Origin of the sequence: Caballeronia sp. TF1N1, from assembly GCF_022878925.1 — a bacterium.
Classification (GTDB): domain Bacteria; phylum Pseudomonadota; class Gammaproteobacteria; order Burkholderiales; family Burkholderiaceae; genus Caballeronia.
Genome location: NZ_CP084626.1, coordinates 2,416,478 through 2,438,915 on the forward strand (window position 1 = coordinate 2,416,478; position 22,438 = coordinate 2,438,915).

Sequence of the window (22,438 nt, forward strand, 5' to 3'; positions counted from 1 at the left end):
CTAAAAAGGCTTGACCACGACAAGCAACGTCGCGCCTAAAAGACCCAGCACCGGCAATTCATTGAACATCCGATACCACTTGTCCGACCGCTTATTCTCGCCACGTTGAAACGTGTGCAGCAAGCGCCCGCAATAAGCGTGATAAACGATGATCAGCGCAACGACGGTGAGCTTCGCATGCAGCCAGCCCTGCCCCGCGCCAATGCCTACCACGAGCCACAACCAAAGCCCGCACGCCAGGGCGGGCACCGCGATGAACGTCATGAAGCGAAACAGCTTGCGCGCCATGAGCAGCAAGCGAGCGGTTGCAGCCGCGTCCTTTTCCATCGCGAGATTCACGAAAATGCGCGGCAGATAGAAAAGCCCGGCGAACCACGACGCGACCAGCACGATATGCAGCGATTTGATCCAGAGCATCGCGTAACCTTACTGACGCACTTCGCCGCGCCCGAGCACGACGTATTTTAGTGACGTCAGCCCCTCCAGCCCGACAGGTCCGCGCGCGTGCAGCTTGTCGTTCGAGATGCCGATTTCCGCGCCGAGACCGAATTCGAAGCCATCGGCGAAACGGGTCGATGCGTTGACCATCACGCTCGCCGAATCGACCTCGCGCAAAAAGCGCATGGCGCGGTCGTGGTCTTCGGTGACGATGGCATCCGTATGATGCGAGCCGTAGATGTTGATGTGCTCGATCGCTTCATCGAGGTCCTCGACGACCTTGATCGCCAGAACCGGCGCGAGGTATTCCGTGGTCCAGTCGACCTCGGTGGCATCGACGAGCGAACCCACGTTCGCCGCTTCGAGCACCGCGCGCGCAAGTCCGTCCACACGCAGTTCGACATCCTTTGCCTGAAACGCGCGCGCGAGCGCCGGCAGTGCCTCATGCGCGATGCCTCGCCCGACGAGCAGCGTTTCCATCGTGTTGCAGGTGCCGTAGCGGTGCGTCTTCGCGTTGTCGCAGATCACCGCGGCCTTGGCGAGATCCGCGCGGTCATCGACATAAACGTGGCAGATGCCGTCGAGATGCTTGATCATGGGCACGCGCGCTTCTTCCATGAGCCGCGCGATGAGGCTCTTGCCGCCGCGCGGCACGATCACGTCGACGAACTCCGTCATGGTGATGAGCTTGCCGACCGCCGCGCGATCCGCCGTCTCGACGACCTGCACCGCATCTTGCGGCAAGCCGGCCGTTTCGAGGCCCTTGGCGATGAGCTTTGCAAGCGCCGTGTTGCATTCCAGCGCCTCGGAACCGCCGCGCAAAATGGTGGCGTTGCCCGACTTGAGGCACAGAGCGGCTGCGTCGATCGTCACGTTCGGCCGCGATTCATAAATGATGCCGATCACGCCCAGCGGCACGCGCATCTGCCCGACCTGAATGCCGCTCGGCCGATACTTGAGCCCGCTGATTTCACCGATGGGATCGGCCAGCGCCGCGACCTGTCGCAAGCCTTCGACCATCGTGTCGAGCGCCTTGTCCGACAGCGTCAGACGGTCGATGAACGCCGCGTCGTGACCCTTCTCGCGCGCGCGGGCGAGATCGCGGGCATTCGCCGCTTTGAGTGCTTCGCGTTCCTCGGCAATAGCGAGCGCCACCGCATGCAGCGCCGCGTTCCTGGCCGCCGTCGATGCCCGCGCCATGGCACGCGACGCCTTGCGCGCGCGCCGGCCAAGGTCGGCCATGTAGTGATCGATGTTCATCATGTGTCTCTTTGCGGGCCGCAGGCATCCGCAATGTCTGGATATCGCGCTCCGCCCGAACAACGGCGAGCGCTGAAAAAATCATTCTAAGCGGTTAAGCGTATTGCAACAGCGCCCGCTCAAGCGTCTAGCGACGAACTCGCGCCGGTGGCGCAACGGCGACGGCATGCGCGGCCTTGCTGGAATGCGCGACAGCCATGGCTAGCTCGAACATGCCGGCCCAGGGATCGGGCGGCGGTTCGCTGCCGCGCTTGCCCGCGCTCCCGGACAGCCCCTTCACCTGCCGATCCAGCCGCGCCGCCAGCGAAAGCGCCTTCTCCAGCGCTTCCTCGGTCACGCGCGAAAGCGCCGGGCCGATCAACCGTTCGCGCGGACCCCAGACGCGGTTCTCGCGCATGAGCGTGGCGAGCGGTTTGCCCGATGCCACGCCGCGCTTGATACGCAGCAGCGTACGCACCTCTTCGACCAGCGCCCACAGCACGAGCACGGCGGCTTCGCCTTCGCCCTTCAGACCGTCGAGCATGCGCGCGAGCCGGCCGATATCGCCGGTCAACATGGCCTCGTTGAGCTTGAAGACGTCGTAGCGCGCGACGTTCAGCACGGCATCGTGAATCTGCTCGAAACTCAATACGCCTTGCGGATACAACAGCCCGAGCTTCTGGATTTCCTGATGCGCCGCGAGCAGATTGCCCTCCACGCGTTCGGCGATGAACAGAAGCGCTCGCCGCCCTTCTTCGCCTGGCGCCACACGCTGGCCTTGCAACGAAAGCCGCTGACCGACCCACATGGGCAGTTGCGCGCGTTCCACTGGATCGATTTTCAGCGCGACGCCCGCGCCGATCAGCGCCGTGAACCACGCGGACTTCTGCGTCGCGCCATCGAGACGCGGCAAGGTGACGAGCGCGAGGATGTCGGGGTTATTGGCGGCGGCGAGCGTCTTCAACGCTTCCGCGCCTTCCTTGCCCGGCTTGCCCGTGGGGATGCGCAATTCGATCAGTTGCCGGTCGCCGAAGAGCGACATCGACTGCGTCGCGCCGATCAACCCGCTCCAGTCGAAACCGCGCTCGACGGTAAACACCGTTCGGTCCGTGAAACCCGCCGCGCGCGCCGCGGCTCGGATGCGGTCGCACGCTTCCTGCGCGAGCAGGTGCTCGTCGCCATAAACGACGTACAGACCCTTCGGACCTTTCGCGAGGTGCGCTTCGAGCGCGTCGAGCTTCAACTGCATGATGGTCGATGAGCGCGCGCGATCAAAGCGGCGGCGTCGGCAACGGCGCGCGTGGCGCGATGCCCGGCGTCTGCTCGCTCGGCGCCGGATGCAGCGAACGCACGACGGCAAGCCGGCGCGTCAACTGATCGACGGCGTCGTTACGCATGTCGTTGTAGAGCAGCGTCGCTTCCTGCGATTTCGCGAGCGTGTACTGGTCGCTGTAGGTCATTGCGCGATTCAGCGCGATGACGCTAGGCGGAATCAGCAACGTGCCGTCGGCGCCGAGCAGCGAATACGTCAGCCGGAAATCGAGCTCGTATTCCTGCACCACGCCCTGCGAATTCAGACTCAGCGTGCCCATGCCCGTGCCCTCGGACAGCGACAAAGTAGCGTCCGGCTTCTCGCCTGCCTTGACGATGACCGTATCGCTGCCGCCCTGCACCATGCGTTCGAGCCGCGCGACCATTTGCGGCGTGCCGCCCGAAATGGAGAGCCGCTTGAACGCGTAGTCCTGCTGTCCGCGCAATTGGAAGCCGCACGCGGATACGGCGAGCGCGCCGCCAAGCAGCGCCAGAAACGAACGCCTGCCCATGCCGGTTGCCTCGACTCGTTTTCCGGTCACATCCACTCCCTTGGCGCTCATCATCAGACGACCACGTTGACGAGGCGTCCCGGCACCACGACGACCTTCTTCGGCGCACGCCCTTCGGCAAACTTCTCGAACATCTCGTGCGCGATCGCGGCCTTTTCGATGTCTTCGCGCGATGCGTCTTTCGCGACCGTCAGCGCGCCACGCACCTTGCCGTTGACTTGCAACACGAGTTCGATCTCCGATTGTTCGAGCGCGGCTTCGTCGACCTTCGGCCACGGCGCATCGAGCAGCGGACCGAAGCTATCGGCGTAACCGAGTTCCGACCACAACTGAAACGTGACGTGCGGCACCACCGGATACAGCACGCGCAACAGCACGCTGAAGGTTTCGTTGAGCACGCCGTCGCTCGACTGCTTCGCGCTTTCGAGCGCGTTGAGCATCTTCATCGCGGCCGAAACGACCGTGTTGTACTGCAGGCGGCCGTAGTCGAAGTCGGCTTGCTTGAGCACCGTATAGATTTCGCGGCGCAGCGCGCGATCGGCATCGTTGAGTTTCGATGCATCGAGCTTCGCGTGCTGACGCAGCGCTTCAGCGTTGTCGTGTCCGAAATGCCACACGCGGCGCAGGAACCGGCTCGCGCCTTCCACGCCCGCGCCCGACCATTCGAGCGATTGCTCCGGCGGCGCGGCGAACATAACGAAAAGACGCGCCGTATCCGCACCGTATTGGTCGATGAGCGTCTGCGGGTCCACGCCGTTGTTCTTCGACTTCGACATCTTCTCGACGCCGCCGAGCACGACCGGCTGACCGTCCGCGTTCGAGGTCGCGCCCGTGGGACGGCCCTTGTCGTCGTGCGTGACGGTGACATCCAGCGGGTTGTACCAGGTCTTCTTGCCCGCCGCGTCTTCGCGATAGAACGTCTCGTTGAGCACCATGCCCTGCGTGAGCAGATTCTTCGCGGGCTCGCCGAACTTCACGAGGCCCATGTCGCGCATGACCTTGGTCCAGAAGCGCGAGTACAGCAAGTGCAGAATGGCGTGCTCGATACCGCCGATGTACTGGTCCATCGGCATCCAGTAATCGGTGCGTTCGTCGACCATGGTCTTGGCGTCCGGCGCGCTGTAGCGCGAGAAGTACCAGGAAGAATCGACGAAGGTGTCCATCGTGTCGGTCTCGCGCTTCGCCGCCGCGCCGCATTTCGGGCACGCGCAGTTCAGGAACGCTTCGGACTTCGCGAGCGGATTGCCCGTGCCGTCCGGCACGAGGTCTTCCGGCAGCACGACCGGCAAGTCTTTTTCCGGCACCGGCACGTCGCCGCAACTCGGGCAATGGATGATTGGAATCGGCGTGCCCCAGTAGCGCTGACGCGAAATGCCCCAGTCGCGCAGACGCCAGGTGATCTGCTTGTCGCCGAAGTCTTTCGCTTTCAAGTCGGCGGCGATCGCGTTGATGGCTTCCTCGGTCGTCATGCCGTCGTACTTGCCGCTGTCGACGAGACGCCCGGCGGTTTTGTCGCCATACCATTCCTGCCAGGCATCGGTCGAATAAGTCTTGCCTTCGACGGCGATGACCTGCTTGATCGGCAAGCCGTATTTCTTCGCGAACGCGAAATCGCGCTCGTCGTGCGAGGGCACGCCCATGACCGCGCCTTCGCCGTAGGACATCAGCACGTAGTTGCCGATCCACACTTCGACCTGTTCGCCCGTCAGCGGATGCGTGACGAAGAAACCGGTGGGCATGCCCTTCTTTTCCATGGTGGCGACATCGGCTTCCGCCACGCCGCCGCGCTTGCATTCCTCGATGAACGCCTGCAAGTCCGCGTTGTCGCGCGCAAGGCGCGTGGCGAGCGGATGCTCCGCCGCGATCGCCGCGAAGGTGACGCCCATGATGGTGTCGGCGCGCGTGGTGAACACGCGCAGCAGCTTCGCCTCGCCATCGATCTCATACGGGAAACCGAAATTCACGCCGAAGCTCTTGCCGATCCAGTTCTGCTGCATGATCTTGACGCGCTCGGGCCAGCCGAGGCCTTCGAGATCGTCGAGCAACTGGTCCGCATAGTCGGTGATGCGCAGGTAGTACATCGGAATTTCGCGCTTCTCGACGAGCGCGCCCGAGCGCCAGCCGCGCCCGTCGATGACTTGCTCGTTCGCGAGCACGGTTTGATCGACCGGGTCCCAGTTCACCGTGCCGGTTTTCTTGTACGCGATGCCCTTTTCCAGCATCTTGAGAAACAGCCACTGGTTCCACTTGTAGTACTCGGGCGAGCAGGTGGCGACTTCGCGCGACCAGTCGATGGCGAGACCCATCGACTGCATCTGCTTCTTCATGTACGCGATGTTTTCGTAGGTCCACTTTGCCGGCGGCACGTTGTTCGCCATGGCCGCGTTCTCGGCGGGCATGCCGAACGCGTCCCAGCCCATCGGCATGAGCGTGTTGTGACCGTTCATGCGCAGATAACGGTACATCACGTCGTTGATGGTGTAGTTGCGCACGTGACCCATGTGCAGCTTGCCCGACGGATACGGCAGCATCGAGACGCAATAGAACTTGGGCTTGGCCGACGTCTCGGTCGTCCGGTAGACGTCGTTCGCGCGCCAGTTGCTCTGCGCGGCGGATTCGACGTCGGCGGGTACGTATTTATCGTGCATGGTGTGGTGGCTTTACGCAAATGCTGGGAACGGACCTCGGACGCGCTTTGCGGCGTGTCGGTCTGGATTGGCGCTGCGCCCGGTGTTTCGTCCTGCTGCTGACGAGCAACGCAAAGCACGGGCAAAGGGCGATTATACCGTCGTGTCAACTTGCTCAGGCGATGGCGGCAGGCTTCGAGATGCGTGTCCAGGGCTTTCTGGCGGAGGCGGCGAGGTGCTTGGCGCCGATGCAAAGCTTCGAGCGCCCGCCGGTGAGAAGTCAAACGCCGCCAAGTAAGCCGATCGAGCGACATACGCGCAATGCAAGCTTGATCGAGGAGCGCATTGGAATTGTGCCGCGCTTCGCGTCTCCCGTCGCTGCAAAGCTCAAGTGTACGAAGCGGGAAAATACGTTTGACCGGCACGCTGAAGTTGCATCCCGCCCGGCGCCGCCAACCGCCGCAAAACTAAAAAGACGCGCCTACCGCGCCGGTTGCCCGACCGCTTGCGTAACGAACCCGATCCGCTCCAACCCCGCCTGCTGCGCCGCGCCCATCACCTGCGCGATGACCTCGTAGCGCGTCGCGCTCGACGCCCGCAAATGCACTTCGGGCTTTTGCGCGGCCTTGGCGGCATCCGCGAAACGCGCGCGCATGTCGTTCATGCTGATGGGCGCGTCGTTCCAGTAGAGCTTGCCCGCATCGTCGATGGAAAGCGTGATGGTCTGCGGCGTCTCGCGCGCCGGCTGCGACGCGACTTTCGGCAGATCGAGCCGGATCGCATGCGTGAAAAGCGGCGCGGTGATGATAAAGATGACGAGCAGAACGAGCATGACGTCGATGAGCGGCGTCATGTTGATGTCCGCCATTGGCGCGTTATTGGGCTTTTTGTCGAGTCCGCCGAACGCCATCGCCTCGCGCTCCCCTACTTGCCTTCACCGCACACGAACGTGTGCAGATCGTGCGCGAAGCCGTCGAGTTCCTCGGAAATCTGCCGCACGTAGCGCCCGAGCACGTTGTAGGCGAGCACCGCCGGAATGGCCACGACGAGCCCGAAGGCCGTCATGATGAGCGCCTCGCCAACCGGACCGGCGACGGTTTCGATCATTGCCTGTCCGCTCGCCGCAATGCTGGTCAGCGCGTGATAGATGCCCCACACGGTCCCGAGCAGCCCGACGAACGGCGCCGTGCTGCCCACCGACGCCAGCAGAACCTGCCCGAACTCCAGCCGCCGCTGTGAATTCAGCAACGCTTGCCGCAACGCGCGCAGCACGCGTTCGCTGCGTTCCACGCGCGCGAGCAACGCGCCCGGCATCTCGGCTTCCGATGCACGCCACGCAGCCTCGGCGAGCGGCAGATATACGCGCTCGCGATCGACTGCACGCAAGGCGCCGATGCCGTCCTTGAGCGTCGCCGCCTGCCAGAACCGCTGCACCCCGCGCGGCCCCTGACGCTTCGCGCGCGTGAGCACCCACGCCTTTACCAGCAGAAAACACCAGCTTGCGAACGACATGGCGAGGAGCACGCCCGCAATCGCATGCGTGACCGCATCGCCGCTTTGAAGATAATGAATGACGCCTGTGGCCGCCATGAATCTCAGCGCAGCCCGAGGACGTCCTGCATGTCGAAAAAGCCTTTGTCGTGGCTCGCGAGAAACCTCACCGCGCGCAGCGCGCCCTGCGCGTAAGACAGACGGCTCGCCGATTTATGCGTGATCTCGACGCGCTCGCCGATGCCCGCGAACATGACCGTGTGATCCCCGACGATATCGCCGCCGCGAATGGTCGCGAAACCGATGGTCGATGGGTCGCGTTCGCCGGTCACGCCTTCGCGCGCGTAGACGGCGCAGTCCTTGAGGTCGCGGCCGAGCGCCTTGGCCACTGCCTCGCCCATGGCGAGCGCGGTGCCAGAGGGCGCATCCACCTTGTGCCGGTGATGCGCCTCGATCACTTCGATGTCGTAGCCCTCCGCGAAGTGCTTCGCCGCGAATTCGAGCAGCTTGAGCGTGACGTTCACGCCAACGCTCATGTTCGGCGCGAACACGACGCCGATCTTCGCGCCCGCGGCTCGCAATTGCGCCTTCTGTTCATCGGAGAAACCGGTCGTGCCGATCACCATCTTCACGTTGTAACGCAGCGCGGCTTCGAGATGCGCGAGCGTGCCCTCGGGGCGCGTGAAGTCGATCAGATAATCGGCGGCAGCGAACACGCGTTCGATGTCGTCGGTGAGCAGGACGCCCGTGGTCTTGCCGAGAAACGCGCCCGCGTCCTGGCCGAGCTGCGGCACGCCGGGCCGGTCGAGGGCGCCGACGAGTTCCGCGTCGGGATCGTTGAGAACGGTTTCGATCAACATCCGGCCCATGCGGCCCGATGCCCCGGCGATGGCGATCTTCATGGCTGTCTCGTGTCGAAGCGCGCAACGGTCACGCGCTGGATGATGCAGATTGGAAGCAACGGGAACCGCGCGAGGAGCGCGCCGGTTCCCGTCGGCGCCGCGTTACTGCGGCATGGAGAACTGCGTCTGACTACCGGCGTTGGAAGGCGTGGGCGACGTGCTCGCCGGGCCTACCGCGCTGCTATCCGGAATGTTGATTTGCTGCGGCTTGCGCTGCAACTGGATCTGCGAGTTGCTGCCGCCCGCGCCCGCCGAACCCGGCGCACCGCCCGCGCTTTGCGGCGCGCTGCTGTAGGCCGAAGAGCGCTGACGGCCCGTTGGCGTATCCACCTGAGCGGTCGCGCGATTCGCGGCCTGCGCCGCTTGCTGGTTCGCGTCGCCCGAAAAAGCCGCCGCTGCGTTTGGCTGCGTGGAAGGCTCGCCCGCCGGAGCGGTCACGGCCACGGTGGATGCCGCGACCGGCGCGGAAGCGGGAGGCACCGCGGCCTTCGCGACCTTCACGCCCTTGTCGCCGTCGATTTCCGCGAGCAGTTCGAGGTTCGAAGGCAGATTCTCGCCGCCCGACCAGCTCACCACGCGCTCGCTCGCGAAGTTCACGACGAAGTCGCGCTGCTGCACGACCGACGTGGAACCGCGCTTGAAGTAAAAGACGTAGTCCCAGCGATCCGCGTGGAACATGTCGGTGAGAAGCGGCGTGCCGAGAATTTGCTTGACCTGATCGCGCGACATGCCGACCTGCATCTGGCTTGCTGCTTCTTGCGAAACGAAATTGCCTTGCACGACCGTGATCCGATACGGCGTGATGCTCTGCGCGATCTTCTGCGTGATGCTGTCGTAAGTCGAGCAACCGGCCAGCAATGCGGCCACGGTTGCAGCGATCATGGTTCCCCGCATGCGACGGCTCTCCCTGCAATTCGATAAAATTTTTGAGAACATTTCAACCTTTCGCGCGAGGCGTTTTCGAAGGCCGCGCCAATCCAAGCCAATCCAAGCCAATACGTGAGCCAATACGCGACAGTCACGTGCTCATGCGGACCGATCCGTGTCATTTCTGTTCATGATGTCGGGAACGGTCAAAACGCATTACTATGAGAACCTCAAATTGTACTCTAGGGATGCCTAGCCATGACCAATCCCGCCGATCTCAAAAATATCGGGCTCAAGGCGACCCTGCCCCGCCTCAAGATTCTCGAAATCTTCCAGCACAGTCCGGTGCGCCATCTGACCGCTGAAGACGTGTATCGAAACCTGCTCACCGAAGAGCTGGATATCGGTCTCGCCACGGTTTATCGCGTGCTCACGCAGTTCGAGCAAGCCGGACTTTTGTCGCGGAGCAATTTCGAATCGGGCAAGGCCGTCTTCGAACTCAACGAAGGTTCGCATCACGATCACCTCGTGTGCATCGACTGCGGCCGCGTGGAAGAGTTCTTCGACGCCGAGATCGAACGCCGTCAGCAGTCCATCGCGAAAGAGCGCGGCTTCAAGCTCCACGAGCATGCGCTGGCTTTGTACGGCGCCTGCACGAAAGAAAACTGCCCGCACCGTAAGCATTGAGCGGATGCGCCGGGTGCCCGGCGCGCAATAGGCAAAACCGCCGCCCATCGGCAACGATGGACGGCGGTTTCATTTCGCCTGTACGGTTTGCGAGATGCGTATGCGCACGATTCGCAATTACGTTTCACATACCTTGATCGATGAACGCGAATGCTCGGCGCGCGAGCAAGACAAGCATCGGCGTCTTCATTGAATTTCGCCGAAGACGCGCAGCCGCGACACGCCGCCATCCGGAAAAATATTGAAGCGCACGTGCGTCACGGGCCCGAGCTTCGCGAGCTCCTTCTCGAAGCGATGCACGTTGTCCATAGCGAGTTTTTGCTCGTCGAGCAGCACAGGCCAGAACATGGCTTGCGTCACGAGCGATTCATCCGTGCCGCCCTCCACACGCGCCGCCTGCAGCGAGCAGCGATCCGGGAAATTGCCTTTGAAATGCGCGGTATCGACTTCGATCGCGCGGATCACGCCAGGCGCGGCCAGCGCCACGATCGCCCAGTCGTTGCCAGGCTCGCGACGGCGACGCGTTTCCCAGCCATCGCCCATATTCACGCCGCGTCCCGGCATCAGCATTTGCGATGCTGGCCCGAAGTGCTGATTGTTCGCCGCGACCAGATACGCGCCGTTCTCGACAGCCGCGAGGTCCAGCAGCGTGCCGCGCTCGATGCGCGAAAAATCCGTCTTCGGCTGACCATACACACGTAGCCGCGCGATCCCGCCATCGGGGTAAATGTTCACGCGCAAGTGCGTGTAAGCGCGCGTATCGGCGATCTCGACATAGTGATGACGATTGCCCTGCAAGGTCGTCGCCGGCACGATCTCGCGCCAGTCGCCGTCTTCGGGCGCGCTCGCTGGATCGGCGTTCGGGCTGTAGCACGCCTCGACCGACGCGGCCGGCGGAAAGTTGCCCGTGAAATGACTCGTATCGATATCGATGCCGTGAATCGTGCCCGCGCGCGCGAGCTTGACGACGCAGAAGTCATAGCCCGTCGTGCGCTTGCGGCGCGTTTCCCAGCCGTCCATCCACTTGCCGTGTTGGTCGTATTTGCCGGGAATGAACACCGCCGGCTGCGGCTCCAGCATGCGTTCCTTCGGCGCGAAGAATTCGTCCGTGGCGAAGAGCGCCTGCGCGCCGAGACGCGGGTCCGCGAGGTTAATATAGCGGCGCGTGAAGGCGGGCGCGTCGGGATCGAGAATCGGGTTTGCCATTCGTATGTCCTTTTATTTGAAGATCGAGCGCAGCTTCGGCATCAGATCGCGTGCGCGTTCTCATGCCCATGCGAGGTTTCGGGCGCGGCCGGCACGAAGCGATAATCCGCGTCCTGGTCGAGCACACGCCTGGCGCGCGCCCGGTCGATGTCGTTCTCCCACACGGCCACGACCACCGTCGCCACGCAATTGCCGATGAGATTCGTCACCGCTCGCGCAATGCCGACGAACCAGTCGACCGGCAGAATCAGCACGAGACCGAGCACGGGAATCGCGGGAATGGCCGACAGCGTGGCCGCAAGGATCACGATGGCCGAGCCGGGAATGCCGTGCGCGCCCTTCGAAGTCACGAGCGACACGAGGACCACGACGATCAGGTCATGCAGCGAAAGCGGCGTGTTGGTCGCCTGCGCGATGAAGATCACCGCGAGCGTGAGGTAGATCGAGAAGCCGTCGAGATTGAACGAATAGCCGGTCGGAATCACGAGGCCGACGGTCGAGTCCTTGATGCCCATCCATTCGAGCTTGCGCATGATCTGCGGCAGTACGGCATCGGACGATGCAGTGCCGAGCACGATCGACAATTCTTCGCGCAGATAGCGCACGAGCTTGAAGATGGAGAAGCCCGCGAGGCGCATCACCACTGCGAGCACGACGAACACGAAGAGGAAGCAGCTTGCATAGAACACGGCCACGAGCAGGCCGAGTTGCTTCAACGATTCGACGCCGTACTGCCCGGTCGTGAACGCAATCGCGCCGAGCACGCCGAGCGGCGCCAGCTTGATGATGAACGCCATGATGCGAAAGAACACGTGCGAGAGTTCGTCGATCAGACCGGTCACGCGCTTCGCCTTGTCGCCGAGCAACGAGAGCGCCGAGCCAAATAGCACGGAAAACACCAGCACTTGCAGGATGTCGCCCTTGGCGAAGGCGTCGATGGCGGTATCGGGAATGATCTTCAGCAGAAAACCCGCCGTGTCCTTGAGGCTCTTCGCGTGTTCCGTGTAGGTCGTGAGCGACGACGCGTCGAGCGTATGCAGGTCGATATTCATGCCGACGCCCGGACGCGTCACCCACGCGAGGATCGCGCCGATCACGAGCGCCAGCGTAGTCATGATCTCGAAGTAGACCACCGCTTTCAGACCGACGCGCCCGACCTTCTTCAGATCGCCCGCGCTCGCCATGCCGCTGACGACGACGCAAAACACGATTGGCCCGATCACCATCTTGATGAGCTTGAGAAAGCCATCGCCGAGCGGCCGCAGCGACTGGCCGAAGTGCGGGAAAAGCGCGCCGACCACGATACCGATGACCAGCGCGATCATCACCCTGCCGAACAGCGAATTCAGGAATCTCGACACGACCTTCTCCTTGTCGTTGAAGGGTTTCATTTTCAGGCAACTGTTCCGACTGGTCGGACCAGTGATGTGATGAGGCATATTAGAAAGCCGATATAACCGCGTCAAGCAACGCGTGCTAACGGTTTACCCTGTTGCCTTCTGGCATGGAATCGCTTGATTCGAACCGGAGCACACGCGTACGAAAGGCGCGCATACAATGGCGGTCAGACCGGCCATTCCCAATTCTTCCTATGAAAAACGTTCCGCATACCGTGACCGATGCCGCCATCGCGACCATTCGCGAGCGTATCGAGTCAAGCATGTATCCCGTGGGCAGTTTGCTTCCCGCGCAGCGGCAACTATCGGAGGAACTGGCGATCAGCCGTGCTTCGTTGCGCGAGGCGCTGACCACGCTCGAAGCGCTCGGCATGCTGCACATCCGTCCCGGCAAGGGTGTGTATGTGAGCAGCGCGCAGGCGTCGAGCGCGCATGGCTGGCGGTTTGCCGATCAGGCGTCGTTGCCCGATACGTATCAGATGCGCTTCGCGCTCGAAGGATTCGTCGCGCGGCTGGCGGCGCATTCCATCGGCGATGCCGACATCGACTGGCTCGATGACAATCTGAACGCGCTGCAAGGCGCGCTCATGGCGGCGGAACTCGAGGAAGCCGCGCAACTCGACTTCGCATTCCATATGCGTATCGTGAGTCTCGCGGGCAATGCGGCCATCGAGTCCATCTTGCGTGGCAGCGCCGACATCATGAAAGAGAGCCAGCGCTTGCCGTTCTATCGGCGCGAGCTCGTGCTTTCGACTTATAACGAACACATGGTGATCGTCGAAGCACTCAAGGCGCGTGACGGCGAGAAAGCCGGCATTGCAATAGAGCGGCACATCGTCAACGCGGCGCAACGCGCGGGCGTGCATTTTCCGGTGCCACACCGAGCGTAGGTCCGGCATTTCCAGCGATGCGCTGTCGAATCGATCTCAGGGGCACGGCATCGGCGAACGCGGCTGCGGCGGCTGCGGCTTACGTCGTGTCGCATTGCCGGCAGCAATTTCGCGTAAGCCGGAACACGCGCGGGAAAAGAAAAGCCGCTCCGAAGAGCGGCTTTTTTTACGTCAGTTAGTGCAGCAAGCTTACTTCGCGTTCGCGAGCGCTACAGCCGTGTCCAGCATGCGGTTCGAGAAGCCCCACTCGTTGTCGTACCAGCTCGACACCTTCACGAGACGGCCCGACACCTTCGTGAGCGTTGCATCGAACGTCGACGAAGCCGGGTTGTGATTGAAGTCGATCGACACGAGCGGCGCCTCGTTGTAGCCGAGAATGCCCTTGAGCGAACCTTCCGCTGCTTCCTTCATGATCTTGTTGACTTCCTCGACCGTCGTATCACGTGCGGCGATGAAAGACAGATCGACCACCGACACGTTGATGGTCGGCACGCGAATAGCATAGCCGTCCAGCTTGCCGTTCAATTCCGGCAGCACGAGACCGACCGCCGAAGCCGCGCCCGTCTTCGTCGGGATCTGGCTATGCGTGGCCGAGCGCGCGCGACGCAGGTCTTCGTGATACACGTCGGTCAAAACCTGATCGTTCGTGTAAGCGTGGATGGTGGTCATCAGACCGTTCACGAGACCGATCTTGTCGTTCAGCGGCTTGACGAGCGGTGCGAGACAGTTCGTCGTGCACGACGCGTTCGAGATGACCGTGTCGGATGCCTTCAGCACGTGGTGGTTCACGCCATACACGATGGTCGCGTCCACGTCCTTGCCACCCGGCGCCGAGATGATGACCTTCTTCGCGCCACCCTTGATGTGCGCGCTCGCTTTTTCCTTCGTCGTGAAAAAGCCCGTGCATTCCAGCACGACGTCGACGTTCAACTCGCCCCACGGCAGTTCGGCCGGGTTGCGGTTGGCCAGCACGCGAATCTTGTCGCCGTTGACGACGAGGTAATCGCCGTCCACCGACACTTCGCCCGGGAACTTGCCGTGCGCCGTGTCGTACTGCGTCAAATGCGCGTTCGTCTTGGCATCGCCGAGATCGTTGATGGCGACGATCTCGATGTCGTGTTTCTTGCCGTTTTCGTAGAAAGCTCGCAGCGTATTGCGGCCGATCCGGCCGTAGCCGTTGATTGCAACGCGAATCGTCATGGTCAATCTCCTGATGGCTAAAAAAACCGTTGACTGCCGGGTTCAGGCCGCGAGCACGGACTTCGCCGTCTCGACGACATGTTCCACCGTGAAGCCGAAATGCTTGAACAGCTCGCCCGCCGGTGCGGATTCGCCGAACGTGTCGATGCCGACCACGCCGCCTTCGAGGCCCACGTACTTGCGCCAGAAATCCGTCACGCCCGCCTCGATCGCCACGCGCGCCACGCCCTTGGGCAACACGCGCTCGTGGTATTCGGCGTCTTGCTTGTCGAACACGTTGGTGCAGGGCATCGAGACGACGCGCGCGCCAATGCCGTCCTTCGCCAGCGCCTCGACCGCCTGCATCGCGAGCTGCACTTCCGAGCCGGTCGCGATGAGGATGATCTTGCGCGCCGGAATGTCGTCGTTCCAGTCGCGCAGCACGTAGCCGCCCTTCGCGATGTTCGCGATCTGCACGTCGTTGCGCGGCGAGAATTGCAGATTCTGCCGGCTGAAGATCAACGTGGACGGACCTTGATGTTCGATTGCATGCGTCCAGGCCACCGCCGTTTCCACGGTGTCGGCCGGGCGCCACGTCTGCAGTTGCGGAATCAGACGCAGACTCGACACGTGTTCGATCGACTGATGCGTCGGGCCATCTTCGCCGAGACCGATGGAGTCGTGCGTGAACACGAAGATGGAGCGCGACTTCATCAGCGCCGCGACGCGCAACGCGTTGCGACTGTAATCCGAAAACGTCAGAAACGTGCCGCCGAACGGGCGGAAGCCGCCATGCAGCGCGAGACCGTTGATGGCCGTGCTCATGCCGAATTCGCGCACACCGTAATTGATGTGGTTGCCCCACTGGATGCCCGCGTGACCGGGGTTCGCGTTTTCTGCGTCGCCGGCGGCGCGTACGGGCTTCGACGCTTTCCAGTTCGTGAGGTTCGATCCCGTAAGATCCGCTGAACCGCCCAGCAGTTCCGGCAACGCAGCGGCCAGACCTTCGATGGTCTGTTGCGATGCCTTGCGCGAAGCGACCGTTTCGGCGCGCTGGTTCGCATCTTCGATGATCTTCGCCGCGCTCGCCTTCCAGTCAGCCGGCAATTCGCCCTTCATGCGGCGCGTGAATTCGACCGCTTCGCTGCCGTACTTCGCGCGGTAGGCCTCGAACGCCTTGTTCCACTCGGCTTCGGCGTGCGTGCCTTGTTCCTTCGCGTCCCACGCCGCATAGACTTCCTGCGGAATCACGAACGGCTCGTAATTCCAGCCGAGGCCCGCACGCGTCGCCGCGATTTCCTTGTCGCCGAGCGGCGCGCCATGCGCGTCGTGACCGCCTGCCTTCGTCGGCGCACCCTTGCCGATGACGGTGCGGCAGCAGATCAGCGTGGGCTTGTCCGAGTTCTTCGCCGTGGCGATGGCGGCATCGACCGCTTCGACGTCATGGCCGTCTACCGCGCGGATCACGTTCCAGCCGTAGGCTTCGAAACGCTTCGGGGTGTCGTCGTGGAACCAGTGTTCGACGTGACCGTCGATGGAGATGCCGTTGTCGTCGTACAGCGCGATCAGCTTGTTCAGCTTGAGCGTGCCCGCGAGCGATGCGGCTTCGTGCGAGATGCCTTCCATCAGGCAACCGTCGCCGAGGAAAACATACGTATGGTGATCGACGATCTTCGCGTCGGCCTTGTTGAACTCGGCCGCCAGCAACGCTTCGGCGAGCGCCATGCCGACCGCGTTGCCGACGCCCTGACCGAGCGGCCCGGTGGTGGTCTCGACGCCCGGCGTCATGCCCACTTCCGGATGGCCCGGCGTCTTCGAATGCAGTTGGCGGAAGTTCTTCAGTTCACCGATCGGCAGGTCGTAGCCGGTCAGGTGCAGCAGCGAATACAGCAGCATGGAGCCGTGACCATTCGACAAAACGAAACGGTCGCGGTCGAACCAGTGCGGATTCGTGGGGTTGTGCTTCAGATGGCGCGACCACAGCGCGACGCCGATTTCGGCCATGCCCATGGGCATGCCGGGGTGACCGGAGTTGGCTTGTTGAACGGCATCCATGGCAAGCGCGCGGATCGCGTTGGCCATGAGGGCGGTCTGACTGGAGGGCTGGGTCGTCATGTCGTGTCGAGTGCTTGGAAAGCTCGGGAGCTTCCGGCTGGTCCTGAAATAATCCGCAGTGATTCTGCTACGCGCCGGACCCGCGGCACACAACGTTTTCAGGACCGGAACGACGAGAAACGACGAGGATCGGGAGGCCGTCATTCTAACAGACCGGTCCGATTGACAGGCCGCGAGCAAGCGCCAAAGCATCGCCGTTCGACGCGCATCGCTGACCATCGCGGCGGGCACGTTCCGTGCAGCGGCTGCTTCGCTTCGAGCGCCGGCGCCTGCGGATGGCATGCCGGGCTTCGTGGCAGAATGTCCCTCACCGTATTCGTGCAGCAAGGCTTGAAGGAGTGCTTTCGATGACAGACCCACGCCCGGCCGACGTGCCCTGGTTGACGCCCTATCTCACCGTGCGCGATGCGCGCGTGAGCATCGGGTTCTACGAGAAGGCGCTCGGCTTCGCGGTGCGCGACAGCGTGAACGACGATGGCAGCATCATCCACGTCGAGATGACGTATCGCGGCCAGTTGATCGTGATGTTCGCGCCGGAGGGCGCTTACGGCTCGCAGGCGCGCACGCCGAAGAGCTCCGGCATCATGGCGCCGCAGTCGTTCTATCTTTATGTGGACGACGTGGATGCCACCTTCGCGCAGGCCATCGCCGTGGGCGCGAAAGCGCTCATCGAGCCACAGGATCAGTTCTGGGGCGACCGCTTTGCGCAGATCGAAGATCCGGACGGCTATCGCTGGGCGATTGCGCGGCATTTGAACTAAGCGCTGTTTCATTCTCTCAAGGCAACTTCACTATCCGCGGGTTCTGCATCCGCGATCGTTACCTATGCCACGCTTTTACGTTGACGGCCCGCTCGCGGTGGGCCAAACCTTGCCCCTCCCCGACGATGTCGTGCGCCACGTGCACGTCCTGCGCCTCCAGACCGGCGATGTCATCACGCTCTTCGATGGCGAAGGCGGCGAGTATCGCGCGGAGCTGACCGAGATCGCGAAACGTGCGGCCAGCGCGCGGATCGACGAACACGACGAACGTGACGCGGAGCCGCCGTATCGCGTGATACTCGCGCAAGGCGTCGCAGGCGGCGACAAGATGGACTGGCTGATCGAGAAAACGGTGGAGTTGGGCGTCGCGGATATCGTGCCGCTGACCACCGAGCGCGGCGTCGTGCGGCTTGCGGGCGAGCGTGCGCTCAAGCGTCAGGCGCACTGGCAAGCGCTCGTGCGCGCCGCCTGCGAGCAATGCGGACGCAATCGCGTACCGCACGTCGCGCCGCCGCGCGATCTCGACGCCTGGCTCGCCGACTTGCCGCCCGCCTCCGATGGTGAGCTGCGCTTGCTGCTTTCGCCGCGCGCGGAACTCACGTTCGCGACGCTGCCCGCAAAAGCGCCGCGCGAACCGGTGACTTTGCTGATTGGACCGGAGGCGGGATTTTCGCCATTGGAAGAAAGTGAGATTGTGGCGGCGGGTTTCTCCGCGCTCGGTCTCGGACCGCGCGTGTTGCGCACGGAGACGGCGGGAATCGCGGTGCTGGCGGCACTGGCCGCGCGTTGGGGCGGCTGGTGAACGGGACGACAGCCCGCAAAACAAAATCAGCCCGATGAGCAAGACCCATCGGGCTGATTCATTTCAAACGTCGCGCGAGCAGCGCTCGCTTCAGCGCGTCACACGAACGAATAGAACACGCGGAACGCCACGCGCCGTTCGGCCCAGAACTCGGCCGCGTCGCGGAACACGTCGAGCAGCGTCTCGCGCCCTTCCTTGTCGAATTTCTGCGCAATCGGCAATTGCTCCAGCACGATCACGAAGCCCGGTTGCGAGCCCGCCTTGTGGACGAGATCGGTCAGCGAGTCGTACAGCGCGTCGTAGTTCTTGCCGAAGTGCTTGGGAAACAGGAACGACGTTGCAATGGTCTCCAGGATTTCCTGCTTGCTCTGCGCCTGCCCGAGATACGCGTAAAGAAAATGCTGTTCGAGTCGATTCGCTTCGTCGGCAAGTTCCTGAACACGGAACGCGCGGATGGATTGCACGATATTCGGCCGCACCGTCGCGAAAAGAGACTCGGATTCCTCCGCCGGTTCCTGAGAATGCGCCTGCACCGGATTCGGCTCGTCATCGGGTCTGTTGTCGTGTTCTGTCATGCGTAGCCGCAATACTCGCTGGAACAGGTTGCCATCGCCGGTTGCGAAAAGATCACTCGCGACGCCGTTGTCGTGCGCGTAGATGTTGTCGCTCATGCCGTTAATCCCTAGTTAGTCCGCAATGCGTTTGAAACTGGCGTAATGGTCGTCCGTGTAGTAGCAGTCGCCGGTCTGCCGCTTCGACCCGCCACACACGATTCGCCGGGCGCCCCGGTCACGCGAACGCGGCGTGGGCACCGTGTACTCGTGGTAATAACCACGCGGATGCCGCGGCAGCACACGCTCGCGATTGCCGAACACGACTCCGTCCTTTGGATAAGGGAAAGGGCCGCCCGCTTCGATCAGCCGCAATGTCGCCACTGCCTGCTTCGGCAACTGCGCAATGCCGATGGTGGCGAGCCCGTCACGCTCAGGCCGGCCGGATTCGGCAGACCGTTGCGTGGGTTCCCGCACCGGTCCCCGACCAAGAGACCCTGCCGATTCGGCGGGCGTTCCCGGCGCCTCGCTTGCCTGAATGGCAGCGGGACCCGCGGATGCCGCGTCTGGTGCGCCGCCACGGGATTCGTCCTTGCCACACCCGCCAAGAATGAGACTCAAGGCGACGATGGATGAAACCCATGCACGCATCACGAAACGGTTGTCCCCGCGTTATCAGAATTCGACGACCATGAAAGATGCAAGGGTATCGCTAATGACAAGGGGAAGCAACGTTCCGCGAGAAATCGGCAATTCTTCCTTAAAATTGCCAAAAAGCATGGAGATTGGCAAAAAATCAAGTCAATATTTAGCCCAAATCTGAGAGATTTTTATCTCGAACGAGATAATAATTTGTCCCGCAGAGCCGCGAAGCCATATGACGAGTCGCCTCACTTGTCGGCTTCACGGCAGGCGCTCCGCCGAGGCTCTGTTTTTGACCCTTGGAGGGCGAGTGAATCCCCTTTGCTCTTGCCTCGAAGCGTGCCAACGACCCACGGCACGCTTTTTTTTCGCCCGCGTTTTTTGTTGCCAAAAAAAAACGCGGCGGAAAATTCCGCCGCGTTCAATTGGCACGTCGTCGTACGGCAGACGCTCAGTTCATCCGTTCACCGTGCAGCCGTCGCGTCGGCCACGAGCAGCGCCGTCATGTTGACGATACGCCGCACCGTCGCCGATGCCGTCAGCACATGCACCGGTTTTGCCGCGCCGAGCAGCATCGGACCGATGGCAATGTTGTTGCCCGCCGCGGTCTTCAGCAGGTTGTACGAGATGTTCGCGGCGTCGATGTTAGGCAGGATCAGCAGATTGGCGTCGCCTTCGAGCGTCGATTCCGGCAGCACTTCCTTGCGCAGACGTGAGTCGAGCGCGACGTCGCCGTGCATTTCGCCATCGACGTCGAGATCGGGCGCGCGTTGCTTGAGGATAGCCAGCACGTCGCGCATCTTCTGCGCGGTCGGCGCGTTGCTCGTGCCGAAGTTCGAATGCGACAGCAGCGCGATCTTCGGCACGATGCCGAAACGCTTCACCTCTTCCGCCGCCATGATGGTGATTTCCGCGAGCTGCTCGGGCGTCGGGTCGACGTTGACGTGCGTGTCGGCCAGGAAAATCTGGCGGCCCGGCAACACGAGGCCGTTCATGGCCGCGTAGACCTTCGCGCCTTCCTTCTTGCCGATCACCTGATCGATGAAGTGCAAATGCCGATGCGTCGTGCTTACCGTACCGCAGATCATGCCGTCGGCTTCGCCCTTTTCCACCAGCATCGCGCCGATGAGCGTGGTGCGGCGGCGCATCTCGAGCTTGGCCATCTGCTCGCTGATACCCTTGCGCGCCATCATCTTGTAGTACGTCTGCCAGAAGTCGCGGTAGCGCTCGTCGTGATCGGTGTCGACCATCGTGAAGTCGACATCCGGCGTGAGACGCAGACCGAACTTCGTGATGCGCTGTCTGATGACCGCCGGCCGGCCGATGAGAATCGGCTTGGCGATTTTTTCGTCGACGGCGATCTGCACGGCGCGCAGCACGCGCTCTTCCTCGCCTTCCGCGAACACGATGCGCTTCTTCTCCGGCTCCACGCTGCGCGCGAGCTGGAACACGGGCTTCATGGTCGTGCCGCTGTGGTAGACGAACTGCTGCAAGTGCTGTTCGTAGGCGTCCATGTCCTCGATAGGACGCGTCGCCACGCCGCTGTCCATCGCGGCCTTGGCCACTGCTGGCGCAATCTTCACGATGAGACGCGGATCGAAAGGCTTCGGAATCAGATACTCGGGGCCGAACGACAAGTCCTGAATGCCGTACGCGGTCGCGACGATATCGCTTTGTTCCTGACGCGCCAGTTCCGCGATTGCGTTCACCGCCGCGATTTCCATTTCCTTCGTGATGGTGGTCGCGCCCGCATCGAGCGCGCCACGGAAGATGAACGGAAAGCACAGAACATTGTTGACCTGATTCGGGTAGTCCGTGCGGCCGGTGGCAAGCACGGCATCGGGGCGCACTTCGAGCGCGAGTTCCGGCAGGATTTCCGGCGTCGGATTGGCAAGCGCGAGAATGAGCGGCTTCGCGGCCATGCCCTTGACCATTTCCTGCTTGAGCACGCCGCCTGCCGACAAGCCGAGGAACACGTCCGCGCCTTCCATCACTTCGGCGAGCGTGCGCGCGCTGGTCTCGCGAGCAAAGCGTTCCTTGTCCGGGTCCATGAGTTCGGTGCGGCCTTTATAGACCACGCCGGCCAAGTCCGTGACGAAGATGTTCTCGATCTTCATGCCGAGATCGACGAGCAAGGTGAGACAGGCCAGCGCCGCCGCGCCCGCGCCGGACGCCACGAGCTTCACTTCGGCGATGTCCTTGCCGACCACCTTCAGGCCGTTGGTGATGGCTGCCGCGACCACGATAGCCGTGCCGTGCTGATCGTCGTGGAAGACGGGAATCTTCATGCGCTTGCGGCACTCGCGCTCGACGATGAAGCAATCCGGCGCCTTGATGTCTTCCAGATTGATGCCGCCGAACGTCGGTTCGAGCGCGGCGACCACTTCGACGAGCTTGTGCGGATCGCTTTCGTTGAGCTCGATGTCGAACACGTCGATGCCCGCGAACTTCTTGAAGAGCACGGCCTTGCCTTCCATCACCGGCTTGGAAGCGAGCGGACCGATGTTGCCGAGACCCAGTACCGCCGTGCCGTTCGACACGACGCCCACGAGGTTGCTGCGCGCGGTGAAACGTGCGGCGTTGAGCGGATTTTCAACGATCGCCTCGCACGCGAACGCGACGCCCGGCGAGTAAGCCAGCGCGAGATCGCGCTGGTTGATCATCTGCTTGGTCGGCGCAATTGCGATCTTTCCGGGGACCGGAAACTCGTGATAGTCGAGCGCGGCTTCGCGAAGCTTGGTATTGGCGTCAGTCGTCATAAGGCGGGCTAGCAGTGCGGGAATTAGAATGGAAGTTCGAACGCATTGTAGCGCCATTCGTG

At 62.7% G+C, this 22,438-nt stretch carries 19 protein-coding genes and 2 pseudogenes; 4 read left to right on the forward strand and 17 right to left on the reverse strand.

What is annotated here, in order from left to right; genetic code table 11:
* The 9 genes from LDZ28_RS11235 to LDZ28_RS11275 all read right to left on the reverse strand — a co-directional run bounded on the left by LDZ28_RS11235 (position 1) and on the right by LDZ28_RS11275 (position 9,414).
* Entirely contained in the window at positions 1–417 is a 417-nt protein-coding gene (locus LDZ28_RS11235) for a CopD family protein (protein WP_244826225.1), read from the reverse strand.
* A 9-nt stretch (positions 418–426) separates the two neighbouring features.
* Complete coding sequence (locus tag LDZ28_RS11240; protein ID WP_244828111.1) at positions 427–1,698, reverse strand: glutamate-5-semialdehyde dehydrogenase; 1,272 nt, start codon at positions 1,696–1,698, stop codon at positions 427–429.
* Positions 1,699–1,825: 127 nt separating this feature from the next.
* Entirely contained in the window at positions 1,826–2,926 is a 1,101-nt protein-coding gene (gene holA, locus LDZ28_RS11245) for a DNA polymerase III subunit delta (RefSeq protein WP_244826226.1), read from the reverse strand.
* 22 nt (positions 2,927–2,948) lie between these two features.
* Positions 2,949–3,500: an LPS assembly lipoprotein LptE gene (lptE, locus tag LDZ28_RS11250; RefSeq protein WP_244828112.1), complete on the reverse strand. Its 552-nt coding sequence runs from the start codon at positions 3,498–3,500 to the stop codon at positions 2,949–2,951.
* 53 nt (positions 3,501–3,553) lie between these two features.
* Positions 3,554–6,148, reverse strand: coding sequence for a leucine--tRNA ligase (gene leuS / locus LDZ28_RS11255; protein WP_244826227.1), 2,595 nt, complete (start codon positions 6,146–6,148; stop codon positions 3,554–3,556).
* A gap of 460 nt (positions 6,149–6,608) precedes the next feature.
* Positions 6,609–7,037, reverse strand: coding sequence for a biopolymer transporter ExbD (locus tag LDZ28_RS11260; RefSeq protein WP_244826228.1), 429 nt, complete (start codon positions 7,035–7,037; stop codon positions 6,609–6,611).
* Between the two features lie 14 nt (positions 7,038–7,051).
* Entirely contained in the window at positions 7,052–7,717 is a 666-nt protein-coding gene (locus LDZ28_RS11265; RefSeq protein WP_244826229.1) for a MotA/TolQ/ExbB proton channel family protein, read from the reverse strand.
* Between the two features lie 5 nt (positions 7,718–7,722).
* Positions 7,723–8,520: a 4-hydroxy-tetrahydrodipicolinate reductase gene (gene dapB, locus LDZ28_RS11270; protein WP_244826230.1), complete on the reverse strand. Its 798-nt coding sequence runs from the start codon at positions 8,518–8,520 to the stop codon at positions 7,723–7,725.
* 102 nt (positions 8,521–8,622) lie between these two features.
* Complete coding sequence (locus tag LDZ28_RS11275; RefSeq protein WP_244826231.1) at positions 8,623–9,414, reverse strand: outer membrane protein assembly factor BamE; 792 nt, start codon at positions 9,412–9,414, stop codon at positions 8,623–8,625.
* 231 nt (positions 9,415–9,645) lie between these two features.
* Here LDZ28_RS11275 and fur point away from each other — a divergent pair, with 231 nt between their 5' ends.
* The gene (gene fur, locus LDZ28_RS11280) at positions 9,646–10,074 is read left to right on the forward strand and encodes a ferric iron uptake transcriptional regulator (protein ID WP_244826232.1); all 429 of its coding nucleotides are present in this window, start codon (positions 9,646–9,648) and stop codon (positions 10,072–10,074) included.
* Between the two features lie 186 nt (positions 10,075–10,260).
* Here the strand turns inward: fur and alc are convergent, their stop codons facing one another.
* The gene (alc, locus tag LDZ28_RS11285; RefSeq protein WP_244826233.1) at positions 10,261–11,280 is read right to left on the reverse strand and encodes an allantoicase; all 1,020 of its coding nucleotides are present in this window, start codon (positions 11,278–11,280) and stop codon (positions 10,261–10,263) included.
* 41 nt (positions 11,281–11,321) lie between these two features.
* Positions 11,322–12,641: a C4-dicarboxylate transporter DctA gene (locus tag LDZ28_RS11290; protein WP_244828113.1), complete on the reverse strand. Its 1,320-nt coding sequence runs from the start codon at positions 12,639–12,641 to the stop codon at positions 11,322–11,324.
* A 230-nt stretch (positions 12,642–12,871) separates the two neighbouring features.
* On the opposite strand from LDZ28_RS11290, the gene LDZ28_RS11295 reads away from it, so the two are divergent.
* Entirely contained in the window at positions 12,872–13,567 is a 696-nt protein-coding gene (locus tag LDZ28_RS11295) for a FadR/GntR family transcriptional regulator (protein WP_244826234.1), read from the forward strand.
* A gap of 189 nt (positions 13,568–13,756) precedes the next feature.
* On the opposite strand, the gene gap is transcribed toward LDZ28_RS11295, so the two are convergent.
* Positions 13,757–14,767 (reverse strand): type I glyceraldehyde-3-phosphate dehydrogenase, encoded by a 1,011-nt coding sequence (gene gap, locus LDZ28_RS11300; RefSeq protein WP_244826235.1) that lies wholly within the window; start codon positions 14,765–14,767, stop codon positions 13,757–13,759.
* A 42-nt stretch (positions 14,768–14,809) separates the two neighbouring features.
* Entirely contained in the window at positions 14,810–16,861 is a 2,052-nt protein-coding gene (tkt, locus tag LDZ28_RS11305) for a transketolase (RefSeq protein ID WP_244826236.1), read from the reverse strand.
* 347 nt (positions 16,862–17,208) lie between these two features.
* Here tkt and LDZ28_RS11310 point away from each other — a divergent pair, with 347 nt between their 5' ends.
* Together LDZ28_RS11310 and LDZ28_RS11315 are read left to right on the forward strand one after the other, a co-directional pair.
* A complete protein-coding gene (locus tag LDZ28_RS11310) occupies positions 17,209–17,622 on the forward strand; it encodes a glyoxalase/bleomycin resistance/extradiol dioxygenase family protein (RefSeq protein WP_244826237.1) in 414 nt (137 codons plus the stop codon).
* Positions 17,623–17,686: 64 nt separating this feature from the next.
* On the forward strand, positions 17,687–18,424 hold the full coding sequence (locus LDZ28_RS11315; RefSeq protein WP_244826238.1) for a 16S rRNA (uracil(1498)-N(3))-methyltransferase: 738 nt from the start codon (positions 17,687–17,689) through the stop codon (positions 18,422–18,424).
* A gap of 98 nt (positions 18,425–18,522) precedes the next feature.
* On the opposite strand, the pseudogene LDZ28_RS11320 reads toward LDZ28_RS11315, so the two are convergent.
* The 4 genes and pseudogenes from LDZ28_RS11320 to LDZ28_RS11330 all read right to left on the reverse strand — a co-directional run.
* Positions 18,523–18,918: pseudogene (locus LDZ28_RS11320) on the reverse strand (barstar family protein); the annotation flags it as partial.
* A gap of 69 nt (positions 18,919–18,987) precedes the next feature.
* A pseudogene (locus LDZ28_RS32855) lies at positions 18,988–19,095 on the reverse strand (barnase inhibitor); the annotation flags it as partial.
* A 15-nt stretch (positions 19,096–19,110) separates the two neighbouring features.
* Positions 19,111–19,626 (reverse strand): ribonuclease, encoded by a 516-nt coding sequence (locus LDZ28_RS11325; protein WP_370652137.1) that lies wholly within the window; start codon positions 19,624–19,626, stop codon positions 19,111–19,113.
* A 455-nt stretch (positions 19,627–20,081) separates the two neighbouring features.
* Positions 20,082–22,376, reverse strand: coding sequence for an NADP-dependent malic enzyme (locus LDZ28_RS11330; RefSeq protein ID WP_244826241.1), 2,295 nt, complete (start codon positions 22,374–22,376; stop codon positions 20,082–20,084).
* Positions 22,377–22,438: the final 62 nt, after the last annotated feature.